Below are 17,494 nucleotides of genomic sequence, written 5' to 3'. Positions count from 1 at the left end.
AGGCCTCGGAGGTGTCATGAGTATCTCCTGCCTACGGGCATGACATCCGGCTCGTCCGGCGCTACCTTCGTGAAGTTGGCTGGAATGTGACTGGAGGCCCCGTGAAGGCGGAAAACGAGCAGCGCACGGGTTTGCTCTACGGATTCGGCGCATACGGAATGTGGGGGCTGGTCCCCCTCTTCTGGCCGCTGCTCAAGCCGTCCGGGGCCGTCGAGATCCTCGCCCACCGCATGGTGTGGTCGCTGGGCGTGGTGGGGATACTGCTGCTGGCCATGCGCCGCTGGGGCTGGATACGGGAGCTGCTGCGCCAGCCCCGCAAGCTCGGCCTGACCGCGCTCGCCGCCTCGGTGATCTCAGTGAACTGGGGCCTGTACATCTGGGCCGTGAACAACGGCGCGGTCGTCGAGGCCAGCCTGGGCTACTTCATCAACCCGCTCGTCACCATCGCGATCGGCGTGCTGGTCCTCGGTGAGCGGCTGCGCCGGGCGCAGTGGGCGGCGGTCGGCATCGGCGTCGCCGCGGTGGTGGTGCTCGCCGTCGGGTACGGGCGGCCGCCGTGGATCTCGCTGGTGCTGGCCTTCTCCTTCGCCGCCTACGGGCTGATCAAGAAGAAGCTCAACATGGGCGGGGTCGAGTCGCTCGCCGCCGAGACCGCGCTGCTGTTCCTGCCCGCCCTCGGCTACCTGCTGTGGCTGGGCGCGCAGGGCCGGTCGAGCTTCGCCGCAGAGGGACTCGGGCACGCCTCGCTGCTCGCCGCGACCGGGCTGGTCACCGCGATCCCGCTGGTCTGCTTCGGGGCGGCCGCGATCCGGGTCCCGCTGTCCACGCTCGGGCTGCTCCAGTACCTGGCCCCGGTGTTCCAGTTCGGGCTCGGTGTCGTGTACTTCCACGAGGCGATGCCGCCCGAGCGCTGGGCCGGGTTCTCCCTGGTCTGGGCCGCGCTCGCGCTGCTGACCTGGGATGCGCTGCGCACGGCGGGCAAGACCCGGGCCCGTCTCGAAGCCGCCCGGGCCGCCCGGCCCGCGACGGCCCCGGAGCCCGAGCCCGAGCCCGCGTAACACCGGGCAGCACCGGGCAGCGCCGGGCGCCCCGCCCCCATACCCTCACGATCCCCGCTACGGAACTCCCGTGGCGGGGATCGTCCGTTTTCCGAACCACCCTGACCGGATCTCGGTCTTGACGGGCCGTCACGCTTCCACTGAACATCAGGCTCGCACTGACGCACGATCGCTCACTTGCGCCACCCCGCACGTTCCGTTCAATCCCCAACGGAATCCCGGAGTCCCCCACATGAGCCTGTCCGTCTCCCGGCGTCTCGCCGCCGTGACCGCGATCGCGGTCGCCGGCCTGTTCGCCTCCACCGCCCCCGCCGCACTCGCCGCCCCCACGGCGGCGGCCGCGGCGCCGACACCGCCCGACATCCCGGTGGCCAACGTCAAGGCACACCTGGCACAGCTCCAGTCCATAGCCACCGCCAACGGCGGCAACCGCGCCCACGGCAGGGCGGGCTACAAGGCCTCGATCGACTACGTGAAGGGCAAGCTGGACGCGGCCGGCTTCACCACCACCCTGCAGACGTTCACCAGCAGCGGCGCGACCGGCTACAACCTGATCGCCGACTGGCCGGGCGGCGACCCGAACTCGGTGCTGATGTCCGGCTCGCACCTGGACTCGGTGACCGCCGGTCCCGGCATCAACGACAACGGGTCCGGCTCGGCCGCCATCCTGGAGACGGCCCTGGCCGTCTCGCGCGCACAGCTCCAGCCCACCAAGCACCTGCGGTTCGGCTGGTGGGGCGCGGAGGAGCTCGGCATGGTCGGGTCGAAGTACTACGTGAACAACCTGCCGAGCGCCGAGAAGGCGAAGATCTCCGGCTACCTGAACTTCGACATGATCGGCTCGCCGAACCCGGGCTACTTCGTCTACGACGACGACCCGACCATCGAGCAGACCTTCAAGAACTACTACGCCGGGCTCGGCATCCCGACGGAGATCGAGACCGAGGGCGACGGCCGCTCCGACCACGCCCCGTTCAAGAGCGCGGGCATCCCGGTCGGCGGCCTGTTCTCCGGCGCCGACTACACCAAGACGGCGGCCCAGGCGCAGAAGTGGGGCGGCACCTCCGGGCAGGCCTTCGACCGCTGCTACCACTCCTCCTGCGACACCTCGGCGAACATCGACGACACCGCCCTGGACCGCAACTCCGACGCCATCGCCTACGCGATCTGGAACCTCGGGGCGGCCACCCCGGTGCCGCCCGGCCCGTCCTTCGAGAACACGGCGGACGTGAACATCCCGGACTCCCCCGGCGCCGCGGTGACCTCGCCGATCACGGTCTCCGGCGTCACGGGCAACGCCCCGGCCACCACCAAGGTCGACGTGAACATCGTCCACACCTACCGCGGTGACCTGGTGGTCGACCTGATCGCCCCGGACGGCACCGTCTACAACCTCCACAACCGCAGCGGCGGCAGCGCCGACAACCTCGTCCAGACGTACACCGTCAACGCCTCGAGCGAGGTGGCCAACGGTGTCTGGAAGCTCCAGGCCAAGGACGGGGCGGCGCAGGACGTCGGCTACATCAACAGCTGGAAGATCACCTTCTAGCGCTCGCCCCGGGGGGCGCGGCTCAGGGCGCACCGGCTCAGGGCGCGTCCTCCGTGCGGGCCTGCGGCGGGACCGTCAGCGGCTCCCGTATCAGCGCGCGGAGCTCCTCGGCCACCGCGCCGATGTCCGCGCGGCCCAGCTTCGCCGCCTCCACCAGATCGCCGAGGTCCTCCGGCGAGGGCAGCTGCTTGGCTCCCGCCACCCGCAGGTACGAGCGGGTGGCGGCGGCCGCGTAGAACTCGTTCATCGGCGATTCCAGCGCGGGGCACACCGCGAGGGTGTGCAGAAACGCGGCGGCCCGCCACGCGGTGTCCGGGGCGGGCTGTTCGGGTACCAGGACGAGGTCGTTCTGGTGCCGGGCGACCGCGGCGGCCACCCCGGAGGGATCCCACACGGCGGGATCGGACGGGAGATGGTGGGCCAGAGCGGTCCAGGCCCACTCCATGGTGATCTTCAATTGCCGAACCGCTCCTGGAAGTAGCTCCAGTGGTCGGCGAACTCCTCGATGCCGGAAAGGAAGTTCTTCCGGTCCTCGTCGAGTTCGCGTTCCGTCACCTCGGTGATCAGCGCGGTGACCGTCGTCCCCAGTGCCGCCGCGCGTGCCTTGAGGCGCTCGTGGAACTCTTCGTCCAGGCGGATGGTGACGTGTCTCGACATGCTTTTCACGGTACAGCGGGCCTGCTGTACACGGGGCCGGAACGGCCGAAGGGTGGGCAGGGACACAGTCCCCGCCCACCCTTCGGACAGTCCTACGCTCGCACCCGCCCTGCTGCGGCTACTTGTTGGCGTCGGCCGCCTTCACCAGCGCGTCCTTGGTGACCGCGCCGACGTAGACCTTGCCGTCGTCGGTGATCAGGGCGTTGACCAGGCGGGTCTTGAAGACCCGGCCCTCGCCGAACTTGCCGGTGACCTTGCCCCCGAGGGAGTCGAGGAACTGCTTGGCCTCCTTCGGCGCGTTCTTGTCGTTCGCCGACTTCTCCAGGTCCTGGAGGCCCTTGCCGGCGCCCGTGTCGATCCGGGCGATGGTCGACCAGCCCTCGCCGATCACCTTCGTCTCGCCGCCCTTGCCGCCCGGGAGGCCCGCGCCGCCGGTCAGGGCGTCGAGGCCGGGGAAGGACTCCAGGCCCTTGAACTCCTTGCCGTGGCCGGCGCCGCCCTTGCCCGCCTCGGCCCCGCCCTCGGTCACCTTGGCGCCCTTGGGCGCGGTGAACGCGAAGGTGTCGGCGGACGGCTTGGCGAAGTCCACCTTGGTGAACCCGGCGTCGACGATCGGCTTGCCGCCCTCGGCGGCCAGCAGCTGCACCCGCAGCGGCACGCCGTTCTGGGCATCCACCGCGATCTTGACCGAGCCGACCGTGGATCCGCCGTGCTTGGGCTTCAGCACCAGCTGGTACGCGTTCCGGCCGGCCACCTGCGCGGTGTCGCCCACGCTGATGTCCGTGGTCGGGCCCGCGGCCTTCAGGATGTCCTGGGCCAGCTGCTGGGGCGAGGCGCCGCCCATCCGGTCGGCCGTCTTCTTGTGGTCCTTGCCCTGCTGGTCCTTGCCGTGCGCCGCGCCCTCGGTGTCCTTCTCGTGCCAGACCTCGTTGGCCTTGCTGTCGTACCCCCAGACGTCTGCGCCGTTGTGGATGAGGCTGTACTCGTCCTTGCCGTCCACGAACGTGAGCTTCTGGCGGTCCGGGCCGTCGGCCGCGACGCGCACGGTGTGCGTGCCGTTCGCCAGCTGCGCGATCTTGTCCTCGGGGTTGGCCGAGCCGCCCGCGACGCCCCCGCCGCCGAGCAGCCCGCTCGCCAGGGTCGGCAGACCGAGGTCGGTGCTGATCTTCGCGCTGCCGGACAGCTGCTGCGCGTCCGAGGCCGCGACCTTCTCGATGAGCTGCTGCGCCGTCACCTTCGGCAGGTCCGGGCTGCCGGAGTTCGCGAAGGCCGGGACCATCGCCACGGTCGCGGCGGCCACACCCGCCACCGCGACCGGTACGGCGTACCGGGCGGCCTTGCGGGTCTTTGCGTTCGTTGCCATGTCTGCCCTACCTCTTTGTCACCCGTTCTGGTGTGTCTCCATCTGACCAAAGGGGTGGGGGTCGGGGCGTCACTCCCCGGGGCCAACTCCGCGTACGCCCCAGGGATGACACGACGAGGGCCCGGCATCCCCCACCCGTAGGGGATGCCGGGCCCTCGCCCTGCCGAACGGCTCCTAGCCGGCGCGGTGCACCACCGCGTCGCACAGCTCCTCGAGCGCCGACTTCGCGAAGCACTCCGGCAGCGGGGCGAGCGTGGCGCGCGCGTCCTGCGCGTACCGGATGGTGTCGCGGCGGGCCTGCTCCAGCGCGGGGTGCACGCGCAGCCGGGCGAGCACCTCGGCGTGCCGCGCGTCGTCGGCCAGATCGCCGTCCAGGAGGCCCACGAGCTCCAGGTCGTCGGGGTCGCCGCCCTGGGCCGCCATCTCGCGCAGCCGCAGCACGGGCAGCGTCGGGATCCCCTCGCGCAGGTCCGTCCCCGGGGTCTTGCCGGACTCGTGCGAGTCGGAGGCGATGTCGAGGACGTCGTCGGCGAGCTGGAAGGCGGTGCCGAGGCGCTCGCCGTACTGGGTCAGGATGTCGACGACCGACTCGTCGGCGCCGGACATGAGCGCGCCGAAGCGGCCGGAGACCGCGATCAGCGAGCCGGTCTTGCCGGCGATGACGTCGAGGTAGTGGGCGACCGGGTCGCGGCCGTCGCGCGGGCCGGCCGTCTCCAGGATCTGGCCCGTCACGAGCCGCTCGAAGGCCTCGGCCTGGATGCGGACGGCCTCCGGCCCGAGGTCGGCCAGGATGTGCGAGGCGCGGGCGAACAGGAAGTCACCCGTCAGGACGGCCACCGAGTTGCCCCAGCGGGCGTTGGCGCTGGCCACACCGCGGCGCACGTCCGCCTCGTCCATGACGTCGTCGTGGTAGAGCGTCGCCAGGTGGGTGAGCTCGACGACCACCGCGGAGGGCACGATCCCGGGCGCGTAGGGATCGCCGAACCGCGAGGCGAGCATCACCAGCAGCGGCCGGAACCGCTTGCCTCCGGCCCGGACCAGATGCTGTGCGGCCTCGGTGATGAAGGGGACTTCGCTCTTGGTGGCCTCCAGCAGACCCGCCTCGACGGCGGCCAGTCCGGCCTGGACATCGGTCTCAAGAGCCTGGTCCCGCACGCTCAGTCCGAACGGCCCGACGACGGTCACGAGGGGTACTCCTGTCTGCTGACGATCACGCTGACGATCACCTGGATTGTCGATGTGTCGCTGCCATCACTCAAGCCAGCGTATCCGGTCTGTTTTCGATCACCGAGAGCGCCCGCCATGTCGCCACCCGCGCAGCGCCCGATGCACACCGGTATGTTCATTAGGAGCCGAAACAACCGGAGAATGCGTTTTGTCCAGAACTGCAACCGAAATGGGGAACCCGGCGGAACCGGTCGGCCCGGAGGCGGACCAGCCGCCGCCCGCCGACGGCCCGGGGGCGGCCCCGGGCACCGCGGCCTCCGTCTCGGCGGCCTACGGGACCATGGTCCACCTCGTCTCCGTCGTCGGCGCGTTCGCCACCCTTATGGCCGCCGCCGGCCGGCTGACCATGAGCCGCTCGCTGTCCGCCCCGTCCACTGAGGCGAACGAGGTGGTTCCCGCATGATCATCCGTACCGAGTTCCCGTACGAGGCCACGCACGAGGACGTCCGGATCCCGATGCCTGGGGGTACCTCCCGGGCCGAAGGCCCTGGGGCAGGAGTGGAGCTGTACGCCCGGATCTGGCGCCCGGTGACGGACGAGCCGGTTCCGGCCCTGCTGGAGTACCTGCCGTACCGGCTGACGGACTGGACCGCCCCGCGGGACCGGCAGCGCCATCCCTGGTACGCCGGCCACGGCTACGCCTCCGTACGGGTGGACGTACGCGGCCACGGCTGCAGCGGCGGGAACCCGGGCGACGAGTACGACGCGCGGGAGCTGGCCGACGGGGTCGCGGTGGTGGAGTGGCTGGCGGCGCAGCCGTGGTGCACGGGATCGGTGGGGATGTTCGGGATCTCGTGGGGCGGGTTCAACTCCCTCCAGATCGCTGCTCTGGCGCCGAAGGCCCTGAAGGCGGTCGTCACGGTCTGCTCGACGGACGACCGGTACGACAACGACGTCCACTACATGGGCGGCTCGGTGCTGGCCGTGGACATGCACGCGTGGGCGGCGACCATGCTGGCCTTCGCGGCGCGCCCGCCGGACCCGCTGTTCGCCGGTGACGGCTGGCGCGAGCAGTGGCTGGCGCGGCTGGAATCCGTCGAACCCCTGATCCACACCTGGCTGGCCCATCAGACGCGGGACGGCTACTGGCGCCACGGCAGCGTCTGCGAGGACTACCCGGCGATCGGCGCGGCCGTCCTCGCGGTGGGCGGCTGGCACGACCCGTACCGGGACGCGGTCCTGCGGCTGGTCTCCCATCTGCCCGCCGAACGGGTGCGGGGGCTGATCGGCCCGTGGCCTCACCAGTACCCGGACCGGGGGCTGCCGCCCGGACCCGCGATCGGGTTCCTCCAGGAGACCCTGCGGTGGTGGGACCACTGGCTGAAGGGCGCCGACAACGGGGTGATGGACGAGCCCCTGCTGCGCTCCTGGATCTCGGAGTCCCATCCGCCGGCGACGACGTACGAGGTGCTGCCGGGCCGCTGGGTCGGGGACGCCGCGTGGCCCTCCCCCGCCGTCACCCCCGTCACGTACGCGCTCCGGGGTGCGCCGGTGGCCGTGGCCTCCCCGCAGCACACGGGGCTGGACGCGGGGCGGTTCCTCCCGTTCGGCAACGACGCGGACCTGCCGCCGGACCAGCGGGAGGAGGACGCGAAGTCGGCCTGCTTCGAATTCCCGGTGGGGCGCGAGCCGGTGGAGATCCTGGGCCGTGCGCAGGTGACCGCCCGGCTGCGGATGGACGTCCCGTACGGGCAGGTGGTGGCCCGGCTGTGCGACGTGGCGCCCGACGGCTCCTCGACGCTGGTCACCCGGGGCGCGCTGAACCTCTCGGCCCGGCTGGGCCGGGACAAGGCGGTGCCGTGGCCGGTGGGCGCGTACGAGGACGTGGTCTTCGAGCTGAGCGGCATCGGGCACCGCTTCGCGGCGGGCCACCGGATCCGGCTCGCGCTGTCCTCGGCGTACTGGCCGTGGATCTGGCCGCGGGCCGGGTCGGAGGCGGGGTGGACGCTGGATCCGGCCGGCAGTGCGCTGGTCCTGCCGGTCCGTGCCGCCGCCGGACCGGATCCGCACATCGGCTTCGAGCCGCCGGAGCAGTCGGAGCCGCTGGGCGTCGTCGTCCCGGCCACGCTGGACGAGCCGCGGCCGGAGCGGCTGGTCGTACGGGACGTCGCGCGCGGGCGGTGGCGGCTGGAGGTGGACCCGCGGTACGGGGGGACGCGGGTGTATCCGGACGGGCTGGAGTACGGGGAGGACGCGCTGGAGGTGTACGAGATCGACTCGGCGGACCCGTTGTCGGCCCGGACCCGTTCGGACTGGCGGATCCGGCTGCACCGGCCGGAGTCGGGGTGGGACACCCGTATCGAGACCCGGTCGGAGATCTCGTGCGACGAGGGCGGGTTCGTGACCTCGAACGAGCTGGTGTGCCGGGAGGGGGACGAGGTGGTGTTCCACCGGACGTGGGAGCGGCGGTTGCCGCGCGCCGCCGGTTGACGGCCCGGCGGGCCGGATCAGTCGGCGAAGAGGCGTTCCAGGACCACCGCGATGCCGTCCTGTTCGTTCGAGAGGGTCAGCTCGTCGGCCACGGCGATCAGTTCGCGGTGGGCGTTGGCCATCGCCACGCCGTGCGCCGCCCACGCGAACATCGGGATGTCGTTCGGCATGTCGCCGAAGGCGATCGTCGACGACGGGCCGACGCCCAGCACCTCCGCCGCCAGGGCCAGCCCGCTCGCCTTGCTGACCCCCGGCGGCTGGAGCTCCACCGTGTGCTCCCCCGCCATCGTCACGTTCACCAGGTCCCCGACCACCGAACGGGCGACCCGCGTCAGCTCGTCGTCGTCCAGCTCCGGGTGCTGGAGCAGCACCTTGTTGATCGGCGCGGCCCAGAGGTCGGCGCGCCGGCGCACCCGGACCGTCGGCAGGTGCGGGTGCCACATCCGGTAGCCCGGCCCTATCAGCATCTCGGCGTCCACCCCCTCCTGGTTGACCGCCGCGTACACCTCGCCGATCTCCGCCTCGATCTTCCCGAGCGCCACCTCCGCCAGGTCCCGGTCCAGCGGAACGGAGTGCAACAGGCGCGCGCACGCCGTGTCGTACACCTGCGCGCCCTGCCCGCACACCGCGAGCCCTGTGTAGCCGAGGTCGTCCAGGACGTGGCGGACCTGTGGAACGGGGCGCCCGGTGACGATGATGTGCTGGGCGCCGGCGGCGCGCGCCGTCGCGAGCGCCGCGTACGACCGCGCGGAGACGGTGTCTCCGGCGCGCAGCAGGGTCCCGTCCAGGTCAGTGGCGATCAGGGCATAGCGGAGGGCCGAAAGCGGGGCGGAAGTCACGGCGCAAGGATACGGACCCCTTTGGACAAGTCCTACAAATAGAGCCCGAATCCGGCCTCCCGCAGGCCCCACTGGCCACGTAACGTATCAACCAGCCCACCGGGATACCCCCGGACCGCGTCGAAAGCGAGGCAGTACCCCATGCCCCAGCAGAGCCCCCTCGATGTGCCCGAGGGCGACCCGTTCGGGCCGCACAACCTCCCGTACGGCGTCTTCTCCACCTCCGCGGAGCCCGGCCGCCGTCGCATCGGTGTGCGCATCGGCGGACACGTGCTCGACGCGGGGGCGGCCGCGGCCGCGCTCGGCTCCCCGTACGCCGCGCTGCTCGGGCAGTCCTCGCTCAACCCGCTGCTGGCCGCCGGCCGCACCGCCTGGCGCGACGTGCGCCGCGCGCTGACCGCCTGGGTGACCGACCCCGGCCACCGCGTGACGGTCGAGCCGCACCTCGTCCCGCTGGACGCCGTCACCCTGCACCTGCCGTACGAGGTCGCCGACTACGTCGACTTCTACGCGAGCGAGCACCACGCCACCAACGTCGGCAGGATGTTCCGCCCGGACGGGGACGCGCTCACCCCCAACTGGAAGCACCTGCCGATCGGTTACCACGGCCGCTCCGGCACGATCGTCGTCTCCGGCACCGACGTCGTCCGCCCGTCCGGGCAGCGCAAGGCCCCGGCCGACCCGGCGCCCGTCTTCGGCCCGTCCGTCAAGCTCGACATCGAGGCCGAGGTCGGCTTCGTCGTCGGCACCCCGTCCGAGCAGGGCAGCCCGGTGCCGCTGGGCGCCTTCGAGGACCACGTGTTCGGGCTGTTCCTGCTCAACGACTGGTCGGCGCGCGACATCCAGGCCTGGGAGTACGTGCCGCTGGGCCCCTTCCTCGGCAAGTCCTTCGCCACCTCCGTCTCCGCCTGGGTGACCCCGCTGGAGGCCCTCGAGGCGGCCCGGGTCGCCCCGCCGGCCCGCGACTTCCCCCTCCTGCCCTACCTCGACGACGCCGACGCCGACCGGCCCGGCGGCTTCGACCTCCACATCACCGTGTCCATCAACGGGCAGGAGGTCGCGCAGCCGCCGTTCGCGACGATGTACTGGACCGCTGCCCAGCAGCTCGCGCACATGACCGTCAACGGCGCCTCCCTGCGCACCGGCGACGTCTTCGGCTCGGGCACGGTCAGCGGCCCCGAGGTCGCACAGCGCGGCTCGCTGCTGGAGCTGACGTGGAACGGGCGGGACGCCATCGAGCTCGCCGACGGCAAGCGCACCTTCCTCGAGGACGGCGACACGGTCACCCTGACCGCCTGGGCCCCGGGCCCCGAGGGCACCCGCGTGGGCCTCGGCGAGGTCACCGGCCGCATTGTGGGATCCCGCTAGTCCGCCCCTCGGGACGAACAGCCTCACCGGGGTGGCGGATCTTTCCGCCACCCCGGCGTCGTAGCAGGTCACGACCCTCCGGCTGAGGGCACGCGGTGGCGCAACACTGCGGCAACACCACTGGCCGGAAGCCATCGGTATGTTCCCTGCCATGCCAGCCGAACGCACCCGTGAGCACACCGTCCCGGTCGCCGCCGCGCGCCGGCGGCGACTGCGCGCGGACCAGGCGCGGCAGCTCGCCGACCTGCTGCGCCACCAGATCCTGGCCGGCGGCTACCCCGGCGGGGTCCTCCCCCTGGAGGACTCCCTCGCCGCCGACTACGGGGCGGGCCGCAACACCGTCCGCCAGGCCCTCGACCTGCTGCGCGGCGAGCGGCTCGTCGAACGCCGGCCCGGGGTCGGGACCGTCGTCGTCTGCGAGAAGTACCCCCACGGCCTCGACCGCCTCCAGGGCCTGGCCGAAACCCTGCACGAGCACGGCCGGGTGACCAACGAGGTCCGCACCGTCGGCCCCGTGCGCGCCCCCGCCCCGGTCGCCGCCCGGCTGCGGGTTCCCGAGCACGCCGACGTGCTCTACATCGAGCGGCTGCGGCGCCTGAACGGGCTCCCGCTCTCACTCGACCTGACGTACGTCCCCCTGGACATCGGCGCCGAACTGCTCGGCTGCGACCTGGAGAACACCGACGTCTTCCGGCTGCTGGAGTCCCTGACGGGACAGCCCCTCGGCCATGCCGAGATCACCCTCGAGGCCGTCAACGCCGACGCGCACTCCGCCGCCGTCCTGCAGGCCCCGCGCGGGGCCGCCGTGCTGATGCTGGAGCGGCTCACCCATCTGGGCGACGGCCGGCCCGTGGACCTGGAGTTCATCCGCTTCCGCGGCGACCGGATCACCATGAGCGGCCTGCTCCGCCGCTCCCTCTGAGCCCCGCGTTCCCCCACCTTCCTTCCTGGAGACAGCCATGCCTCTGGTCCCCCAGCGCGGCGACGTGCCCGTGACCGTCGACGAGTCCCTGTGCATCGACGGCTGCACCCTCTGCGTCGACATGTGCCCGCTCGACTCCCTCGCGATCCACCAGGACAGCGGCAAGGCCTACATGCACGTGGACGAGTGCTGGTACTGCGGCCCGTGCGCCGCCCGCTGCCCCACGGGCGCGGTGACCGTCAACATGCCGTACCTGCTCCGGTGACCCGGGCGAATCCGGCGCCCCCTGCAACCCCGGTGAAAGGCCCCCATCCGATGTTCCGTACGAGAGCTCTCGCACCCGCCGCCCTCGCCCTGCTGCTCCTCGCTCCGCTGGCCACCGCGTGCGGCGGGGACGCCTCCGGGGCGGACGGCCCCGGGACCGTGACCGTGACCGTCGGCTACCAGTCCAAGACCATCAACACCGTCACCGCCGGCACCCTGCTGCGCTCCCTCGGCTACTTCGAGCAGGAGCTCGCGGCGCGCGGCAGGAAGGACGGCGTCACCTACAAGGTCGACTGGCAGGACTACGCCACGGGCGCGCCCATCACCGCCCAGATGACCGCCGGGAAGATCGACATCGGCTCGATGGGCGACTTCCCTCTCCTGATCAACGCGGCGCGCGGCAAGGAGCTGAAGCAGCCGACCCGCCTCGTCTCCGTGACCGGCTACAACCTGCGCGGCGGCCTGAACACCGTCGTCACCGCGCCGAACGCGACGTTCGAGTCACTGGCCGACCTGCGCGGCAAGAAGGTGTCGACCTCGGTCGGCTCCGCCGCGGACGGGACCCTCGTACGGGCCCTGCAGCGGGCCGGGATCGATCCTTCGAGCGGCATCCAGAAGCTCAACCAGCAGCCCAGCGTGGGCGCTTCGGCCCTCCAGGCGGGCAGTGCGGACGCGCTGTCGCAGTTCGTGGCCTGGCCGGGGCAGCTCGCGTACGAGGGGAAGGCCAGGGCGCTCTACGACGGCGCCGAGCTGAACCTGCCGACCTTCCACGGGGTCACGGTGCGGCAGGAGTTCGCGGCGCAGCGGGCCGGCGTACTGGACGACTTCCTGCGCGCGCAGCGCAGGGCGACCGAGTACCTGCGGACGCAGCCGGTCGCGGCGGCCGAGTCGGTGGCGAAGGAGACCGGGCTGCCGGCGGAGGTCGTGTACCTGTACAACGGCGCGAACGGGATCGCGACCTTCGATCCGGCGCTGCGGCCGGAGCTGCTGGCGGCGCTGAAGGAGGACGTGCCGGTCCTCAGGGACGCGAAGCTGGTCGGTGACGTCGACGTGGACGCGTTCGTGGACCCCGCGCCGCTCAAGCGCGCCGTGCCGGACGCGGACTACCCGGCGGCGGCCCCCGCCCGCCCCGAGCTGTGGCTGAAGAACGAGCCCGCCACCCGGACGTTCGACACCCCGGCGGCCCTCCTGAAGGCCCTGAAGGGCGCCGACGTCCGGGCGGCGTACGTGCCGGACGCGGTGACCGGAACCCTCTGGTTCGCCGACAAGGCGGTGTGGGTGGCGGAGGGCGCCGAACTGCGGGCCTTCGTCACCCGGTCGGGCGCCCGTTCGTACGTCGACCAGCACAACGGGTCCGGGGCGCGGATCGTGAGCTTCGCCGAAGCCGGAGGCATCGCCTCATGACCCCGGGGCGCCGGCTGCTGCGCGTGGCTTCGCTGGGGGCGGCCCTGGTGGCGTGGCAGCTGCTGACTTCGCTGGATGTGGAACTCTGGCTCCGGTTCGGGCAGTTCCCGACGGTGGCGGAGGTCGCGGCGAAGCTCGCCGAACGGGCGTCGACCGGTCCGTACTGGCAGGACCTTCTCTCCAGCCTGGGCCGGATCGTGTCGGGCTTCGCCCTGGCGGCGGTGCTGGGGGTGGCGGTGGGCACGGCGATCGCCCGCTCGCGGGTGGCGGCGGACGTGCTCGGCCCGGTGCTGGAGGTCCTGCGCCCGATCCCGGCGATCGCGCTCGTCCCGGTCGCGATCCTCCTCTTCCCCTCGAACGAGCAGGGGATCGTGTTCATCACGTGCACGGCGGCGTTCTTCCCGGTCCTGGTGTCGACCCGCCACGCGGTGGCGGCATTGTCCCCGGTCTGGGAGGAGGCGGTCCTGACGATGGGCGGCGGCCGGGGGCGGATCCTGCTGTCGGTGGTCCTGCCCGGGGCGCTCCCCGGGATCTTCGGGGGCCTGTCGGTCGGGATCGGGGTCGGGTGGATCTGCGTGATCTCGGCGGAGATGATCTCGGGCGAGTACGGGGTGGGCTACCGCACCTGGCAGGACTACACGGTGGTGGACTACCCGGGGGTCTTCGTCGGCATGGCCACGATCGGCGCACTGGGCTGGTTGACCTCGACGGCGGTGGAACGCCTGGGCCGCCGCCTGACCCACTGGCTCCCGACCCGGACCGAGCGCCCCTCCGCAGGGCCGCCCGCCGGGCACTCAAGGCAGCCGGCAGACGCGCAGCGCCCTGCCAGCCCCGCCGGCGTTTGAGGCGCCGACCGGCATTCGACCACGCACAGGAGGTCCCCCCATGTCCGCACATGCGGCCCCAGCCACCACCCGCGGCCCCGCCACCGCGGCTGACGCGCCGCCCGGCGCCGCCCTCCGGCTGGACCGGGTCCGGCTCGGCCGTCCCGGCGGCCCGGCCGTCCTCGACGGGCTCGACCTCGACATCCGGCCCGGGGAGGTCCTGGCCGTCGTGGGGCCCTCCGGATGCGGGAAGTCGACGCTGCTGCGCACCCTGGCCGGGCTGCTGCCCCCGCTCGCCGGCACCGTCACGCAGGACGGAACCCCGATCACCCGGCCCGGCGCCGACCGGGCGCTCGTCTTCCAGGACGACGCCCTGCTGCCGTGGCGCACCGTACGGGGGAACGTCGAACTGCCCCTCGCCGTCCGGCGGGTGCCCCGCGCCGAGCGGCGCCGGACCGCCGGGGACTGGCTGGCCCGCGCCGGCTTGGCGGAGCACGCGCACAAGCTCCCGCACCAGCTCTCCGGCGGACAGCGCCAGCGCGTCCAGCTGGCCCGCGCCCTCGCCGCGCACCCCCGCACCGTCCTCATGGACGAGCCCTTCGGAGCGCTCGACGCCCAGACCCGTGCCGGGATGCAGGACCTCCTGGTCGGCGTCCTCGCCGGCACCGGGGCGACGGTCGTCTTCGTCACCCACGACGTGGACGAGGCCCTCTTCGTGGGCGACCGCGTCGCGCTGCTGCACACCGGGACCGTGGTCGACGTACCGCTTCCGCGCGACCGGTCCGCCGATCATTCGGCCCTCCGCCGCCGGATCCTCTCCTCCCTGTGACCGCCGACCCCCGAAGGGCAGCCCCCACCATGGACATCCCCGCGATCGCCGACGCCGAGGAACTCTCCTGCGACGTCCTCGTCATCGGCGGCGGCACCGCCGGCACCATGGCGGCCCTGACCGCCGCGGGCCGCGGCGCGCGGGTCCTGCTGCTGGAGAAGGCGCACGTGCGCCACTCCGGCGCCCTCGCGATGGGCATGGACGGGGTCAACAACGCGGTTGTCCCCGGCCGCGCCGAGCCCGACGACTACGTCGCCGAGATCACCCGCGCCAACGACGGCGTCGTCGACCAGTCCGCCGTCCGCCAGACCGCCACCCGCGGCTTCGCGATGGTGCAGCGCCTGGAGTCGTACGGGGTGAAGTTCGAGAAGGACGAGCACGGCGAGTACGCGGTCCGCCGGGTCCACCGCTCCGGCTCGTACGTACTGCCCATGCCCGAGGGCAAGGACGTCAAGAAGGTCCTCTACCGGCAGCTGCGCCGCCGCGAGATGCGCGAGCGGATCCGGATCGAGAACCGGGTGATGCCGGTCCGGGTCCTCACCTCGCCGCAGGACGGCCGGGCCATCGGCGCGGCCGCCTTCAACACCCGTACCGGCGCCTTCGTGACGGTCCGCGCGGGCGCGGTCATCCTCGCGACCGGCCCCTGCGGCCGGCTCGGCCTCCCCGCCTCCGGATACCTCTACGGGACGTACGAGAACCCGACCAACGCGGGCGACGGCTACGCCATGGCCTACCACGCGGGCGCGGCCCTCACCGGGATCGAGTGCTTCCAGATCAACCCGCTGATCAAGGACTACAACGGGCCGGCGTGCGCGTACGTCGCCAACCCCTTCGGCGGCTACCAGGTCAACCGGCACGGCGAGCGGTTCGTCGATTCCGACTACTGGTCGGGGCAGATGATGTCCGAGTTCGCGGCCGAACTCGCCTCGGACCGGGGGCCGGTGTACCTGAAGCTGAGCCACCTCCCCGAGGAGACCGTCTCCTCCCTCGAATCGATCCTGCACACCACGGAGCGGCCGACCCGCGGCACCTTCCACGCGGGCCGCGGCCACGACTACCGCACGCACGACATCGAGATGCACATCTCCGAGATCGGACTGTGCGGGGGGCATTCGGCGTCGGGCGTGCGCGTCGACGACCACGCACGCACCACCGTGCCGCGGCTGTACGCGGCGGGGGACCTGGCCTCGGTACCGCACAACTACATGATCGGGGCGTTCGTCTTCGGCGACCTGGCGGGCGAGGACGCGGCGCAGTACACGGCGTACGAGGGCCCGCTCCCCGCGGACCAGGTGGCGGCGGCGCACGAGCTGGTCTACCGTCCGCTGCGCCGGCCGGACGGGCCGCCGCAGCCGCAGGTGGAGTACAAGCTGCGGCGCTTCGTGAACGACTACGTGGCCCCGCCGAAGACGGGTGCGAAGCTCTCCCTCGCCGTGGAGGCCTTCACCCGGATGAGCGGCGAGATCGAGGAGATGGGGGCGCAGAGCCCGCACGAGCTGATGCGGTGCGCGGAGGTGTCCTTCATCCGGGACTGCGCGGAGATGGCGGCGCGGGCGTCGCTGGCGCGGACGGAGTCCCGCTGGGGCCTGTACCACGAGCGCCTCGACCACCCGGAGCGCGACGACGCGGGCTGGCTGCACCACCTGGATCTGCGCAAGTCGGCTTCGGGGGCGATGGAGTTCACGGCCCGGCCGGTGGAGCCGTACGTGGTCCCCGTCCCCGAATTCACGCCGACGGGCGGGGCGTCCCGCCACCTGGGCGAGGTCGAACTGGTCGGCGTGGCCACGGCGGGGACCGCGCCCGGTGCCGACCCGGCCGCCGACCCGGTGCCGCCGGCCGCGCCGTCCGTGGCCGCGGCCGACGCGGCCGGCGGCGCAGTGGGCAGCGGCCCCTCGCCCCGGATCCTCGAACTGCTCGGCCTCGCCGAGGAGTCCCCGGACCTGACGGCCCTGCGCCCGTACCTCACCGATGCCGATCCGGCGGTGCGGGCCGCTGCCGTCGGCGTGGTCACCGAGACCGTCCCGGCCGGCGCCGGGCCGGCCCTGGCCGCCGCCCTGGCCGACCCGGCCCCTGCGGTACGGGCGGCCGCCGCGGGCTCGCTGCGGGAGCTGCTGGAGGTCCTGCCGGGTGATCCGGAGCTGGGGGCCGCCCTGCGCGCGGCACTGGCCGTACCGGATCCGGTGGTGCGAGCGGCCTCCCTGGAGGCCCTGCGCGCGCTGCGCCTCGGCGGCGCCGGCCTGTACGCGCAGTCCCTCGCGGACCCCGACCCGGAGGTCCGCATCCACGCGGTCCGGGCGCTGGTCTCGGTGGACGCCGTCGACGCCCTCGCGCGGGCCGCGGCGGATCCGGCGCGGGAGGTCCGGGTCGCGTTGGCCAAGGGCCTCGCGGCGGTCCACGCCCCGGCCCCGGCTCCGCTGGACCCGCTCCTCACGGACCCGGACCCGCTGGTCCGCGCCGCGGCCCTGGCGGCGCTGGCGGCGACGGGCTGCCCGGGCGCCTACGCGGCGACGGCGGTGGCGGCCCTGGCCGACCCGGCCTGGCAGGTCCGCGCGGGCGCGGCCGCCGCGCTGTCCGCCGCGGTTCCGGAGCAGGCCGTACCGGCCCTGGCCTCGGCCCTGAAGGACGACAACGCGGACGTCCGCAAGGCCGCCGTCCTCTCCCTCCGGACCCACCGCACCGTCCCGGAGGCCCGCACGGCCCTGGCCACGGCCACCTCGGATCCGGACGCAGATGTCCGCGCATATGCCAGTCGCCACTGAC

16 protein-coding genes are annotated in these 17,494 nt (G+C 72.8%); 11 read left to right on the top strand and 5 right to left on the bottom strand.

Annotated elements, in window-relative coordinates; genetic code table 11:
* Window positions 1-101: 101 nt before the first annotated feature.
* Both rarD and ACFYXK_RS22120 read left to right on the top strand, forming a co-directional pair.
* Window positions 102-1,058, top strand: coding sequence for an EamA family transporter RarD (rarD, locus tag ACFYXK_RS22125; protein WP_389412685.1), 957 nt, complete (start codon window positions 102-104; stop codon window positions 1,056-1,058).
* Window positions 1,059-1,290: 232 nt separating this feature from the next.
* Window positions 1,291-2,607: a M28 family metallopeptidase gene (locus ACFYXK_RS22120; protein WP_389412684.1), complete on the top strand. Its 1,317-nt coding sequence runs from the start codon at window positions 1,291-1,293 to the stop codon at window positions 2,605-2,607.
* Between the two features lie 37 nt (window positions 2,608-2,644).
* Here ACFYXK_RS22120 and ACFYXK_RS22115 read toward each other — a convergent pair whose 3' ends face one another.
* From ACFYXK_RS22115 to ACFYXK_RS22100, 4 genes are all read right to left on the bottom strand, one after another.
* Window positions 2,645-3,064 carry a hypothetical protein gene (locus tag ACFYXK_RS22115; RefSeq protein ID WP_266626542.1) on the bottom strand — a complete coding sequence of 140 codons (420 nt, stop codon included), beginning with the start codon at window positions 3,062-3,064 and terminating at the stop codon, window positions 2,645-2,647.
* Complete coding sequence (locus ACFYXK_RS22110; protein WP_229337077.1) at window positions 3,061-3,264, bottom strand: ribbon-helix-helix domain-containing protein; 204 nt, start codon at window positions 3,262-3,264, stop codon at window positions 3,061-3,063. Before ACFYXK_RS22110 ends, ACFYXK_RS22115 begins: the two co-directional genes overlap by 4 nt.
* 118 nt (window positions 3,265-3,382) lie before the next feature.
* Complete coding sequence (locus ACFYXK_RS22105; protein ID WP_389412683.1) at window positions 3,383-4,627, bottom strand: outer membrane lipoprotein carrier protein LolA; 1,245 nt, start codon at window positions 4,625-4,627, stop codon at window positions 3,383-3,385.
* Between the two features lie 174 nt (window positions 4,628-4,801).
* The gene (locus tag ACFYXK_RS22100; protein WP_389412682.1) at window positions 4,802-5,812 is read right to left on the bottom strand and encodes a polyprenyl synthetase family protein; all 1,011 of its coding nucleotides are present in this window, start codon (window positions 5,810-5,812) and stop codon (window positions 4,802-4,804) included.
* 190 nt (window positions 5,813-6,002) lie between these two features.
* On the opposite strand from ACFYXK_RS22100, the gene ACFYXK_RS22095 reads away from it, so the two are divergent.
* Together ACFYXK_RS22095 and ACFYXK_RS22090 are read left to right on the top strand one after the other, a co-directional pair.
* Window positions 6,003-6,257, top strand: coding sequence for a hypothetical protein (locus ACFYXK_RS22095; protein WP_389412681.1), 255 nt, complete (start codon window positions 6,003-6,005; stop codon window positions 6,255-6,257).
* A complete protein-coding gene (locus ACFYXK_RS22090; RefSeq protein WP_389412680.1) occupies window positions 6,254-8,284 on the top strand; it encodes a CocE/NonD family hydrolase in 2,031 nt (676 codons plus the stop codon). Before ACFYXK_RS22095 ends, ACFYXK_RS22090 begins: the two co-directional genes overlap by 4 nt.
* Before the next feature lie 17 nt (window positions 8,285-8,301).
* Here the strand turns inward: ACFYXK_RS22090 and ACFYXK_RS22085 are convergent, their stop codons facing one another.
* A complete protein-coding gene (locus tag ACFYXK_RS22085; RefSeq protein WP_389412679.1) occupies window positions 8,302-9,123 on the bottom strand; it encodes a Cof-type HAD-IIB family hydrolase in 822 nt (273 codons plus the stop codon).
* 141 nt (window positions 9,124-9,264) lie between these two features.
* Here ACFYXK_RS22085 and fahA point away from each other — a divergent pair, with 141 nt between their 5' ends.
* From fahA to ACFYXK_RS22050, 7 genes are all read left to right on the top strand, one after another.
* Complete coding sequence (gene fahA / locus ACFYXK_RS22080) at window positions 9,265-10,491, top strand: fumarylacetoacetase (RefSeq protein ID WP_389412678.1); 1,227 nt, start codon at window positions 9,265-9,267, stop codon at window positions 10,489-10,491.
* A 151-nt stretch (window positions 10,492-10,642) separates the two neighbouring features.
* Window positions 10,643-11,413, top strand: coding sequence for a GntR family transcriptional regulator (locus tag ACFYXK_RS22075; protein WP_389412677.1), 771 nt, complete (start codon window positions 10,643-10,645; stop codon window positions 11,411-11,413).
* A gap of 37 nt (window positions 11,414-11,450) precedes the next feature.
* The gene (locus tag ACFYXK_RS22070) at window positions 11,451-11,678 is read left to right on the top strand and encodes a ferredoxin family protein (protein WP_389412676.1); all 228 of its coding nucleotides are present in this window, start codon (window positions 11,451-11,453) and stop codon (window positions 11,676-11,678) included.
* A gap of 50 nt (window positions 11,679-11,728) precedes the next feature.
* Window positions 11,729-13,081: an ABC transporter substrate-binding protein gene (locus ACFYXK_RS22065; RefSeq protein ID WP_389412675.1), complete on the top strand. Its 1,353-nt coding sequence runs from the start codon at window positions 11,729-11,731 to the stop codon at window positions 13,079-13,081.
* A complete protein-coding gene (locus tag ACFYXK_RS22060; RefSeq protein ID WP_389412674.1) occupies window positions 13,078-13,926 on the top strand; it encodes an ABC transporter permease in 849 nt (282 codons plus the stop codon). Before ACFYXK_RS22065 ends, ACFYXK_RS22060 begins: the two co-directional genes overlap by 4 nt.
* A 40-nt stretch (window positions 13,927-13,966) precedes the next feature.
* On the top strand, window positions 13,967-14,734 hold the full coding sequence (locus tag ACFYXK_RS22055; protein ID WP_389412673.1) for an ABC transporter ATP-binding protein: 768 nt from the start codon (window positions 13,967-13,969) through the stop codon (window positions 14,732-14,734).
* Between the two features lie 29 nt (window positions 14,735-14,763).
* Complete coding sequence (locus ACFYXK_RS22050; RefSeq protein ID WP_389412672.1) at window positions 14,764-17,493, top strand: fumarate reductase/succinate dehydrogenase flavoprotein subunit; 2,730 nt, start codon at window positions 14,764-14,766, stop codon at window positions 17,491-17,493.
* Window position 17,494: the final 1 nt, after the last annotated feature.

Origin of the sequence: Streptomyces sp. NPDC002209 (assembly GCF_042890265.1) — a bacterium.
GTDB lineage: Bacteria > Actinomycetota > Actinomycetes > Streptomycetales > Streptomycetaceae > Streptomyces.
Note: the sequence above shows the minus strand (reverse complement) of the source record. Positions and strands in the feature narration are given on the sequence as shown.

Coding starts and splice junctions, on each gene's coding strand:
- ACFYXK_RS22060 (WP_389412674.1), top strand. CDS start 13,078: ATGACCCCGGGGCGCCGGCTGCTGCGCGTGGCTTCGCTGGGGGCGGCC.
- ACFYXK_RS22075 (WP_389412677.1), top strand. CDS start 10,643: ATGCCAGCCGAACGCACCCGTGAGCACACCGTCCCGGTCGCCGCCGCG.
- ACFYXK_RS22065 (WP_389412675.1), top strand. CDS start 11,729: ATGTTCCGTACGAGAGCTCTCGCACCCGCCGCCCTCGCCCTGCTGCTC.
- ACFYXK_RS22070 (WP_389412676.1), top strand. CDS start 11,451: ATGCCTCTGGTCCCCCAGCGCGGCGACGTGCCCGTGACCGTCGACGAG.
- ACFYXK_RS22050 (WP_389412672.1), top strand. CDS start 14,764: ATGGACATCCCCGCGATCGCCGACGCCGAGGAACTCTCCTGCGACGTC.
- ACFYXK_RS22110 (WP_229337077.1), bottom strand. CDS start 3,264: ATGTCGAGACACGTCACCATCCGCCTGGACGAAGAGTTCCACGAGCGC.
- ACFYXK_RS22055 (WP_389412673.1), top strand. CDS start 13,967: ATGTCCGCACATGCGGCCCCAGCCACCACCCGCGGCCCCGCCACCGCG.
- ACFYXK_RS22120 (WP_389412684.1), top strand. CDS start 1,291: ATGAGCCTGTCCGTCTCCCGGCGTCTCGCCGCCGTGACCGCGATCGCG.
- ACFYXK_RS22090 (WP_389412680.1), top strand. CDS start 6,254: ATGATCATCCGTACCGAGTTCCCGTACGAGGCCACGCACGAGGACGTC.
- fahA (WP_389412678.1), top strand. CDS start 9,265: ATGCCCCAGCAGAGCCCCCTCGATGTGCCCGAGGGCGACCCGTTCGGG.
- ACFYXK_RS22105 (WP_389412683.1), bottom strand. CDS start 4,627: ATGGCAACGAACGCAAAGACCCGCAAGGCCGCCCGGTACGCCGTACCG.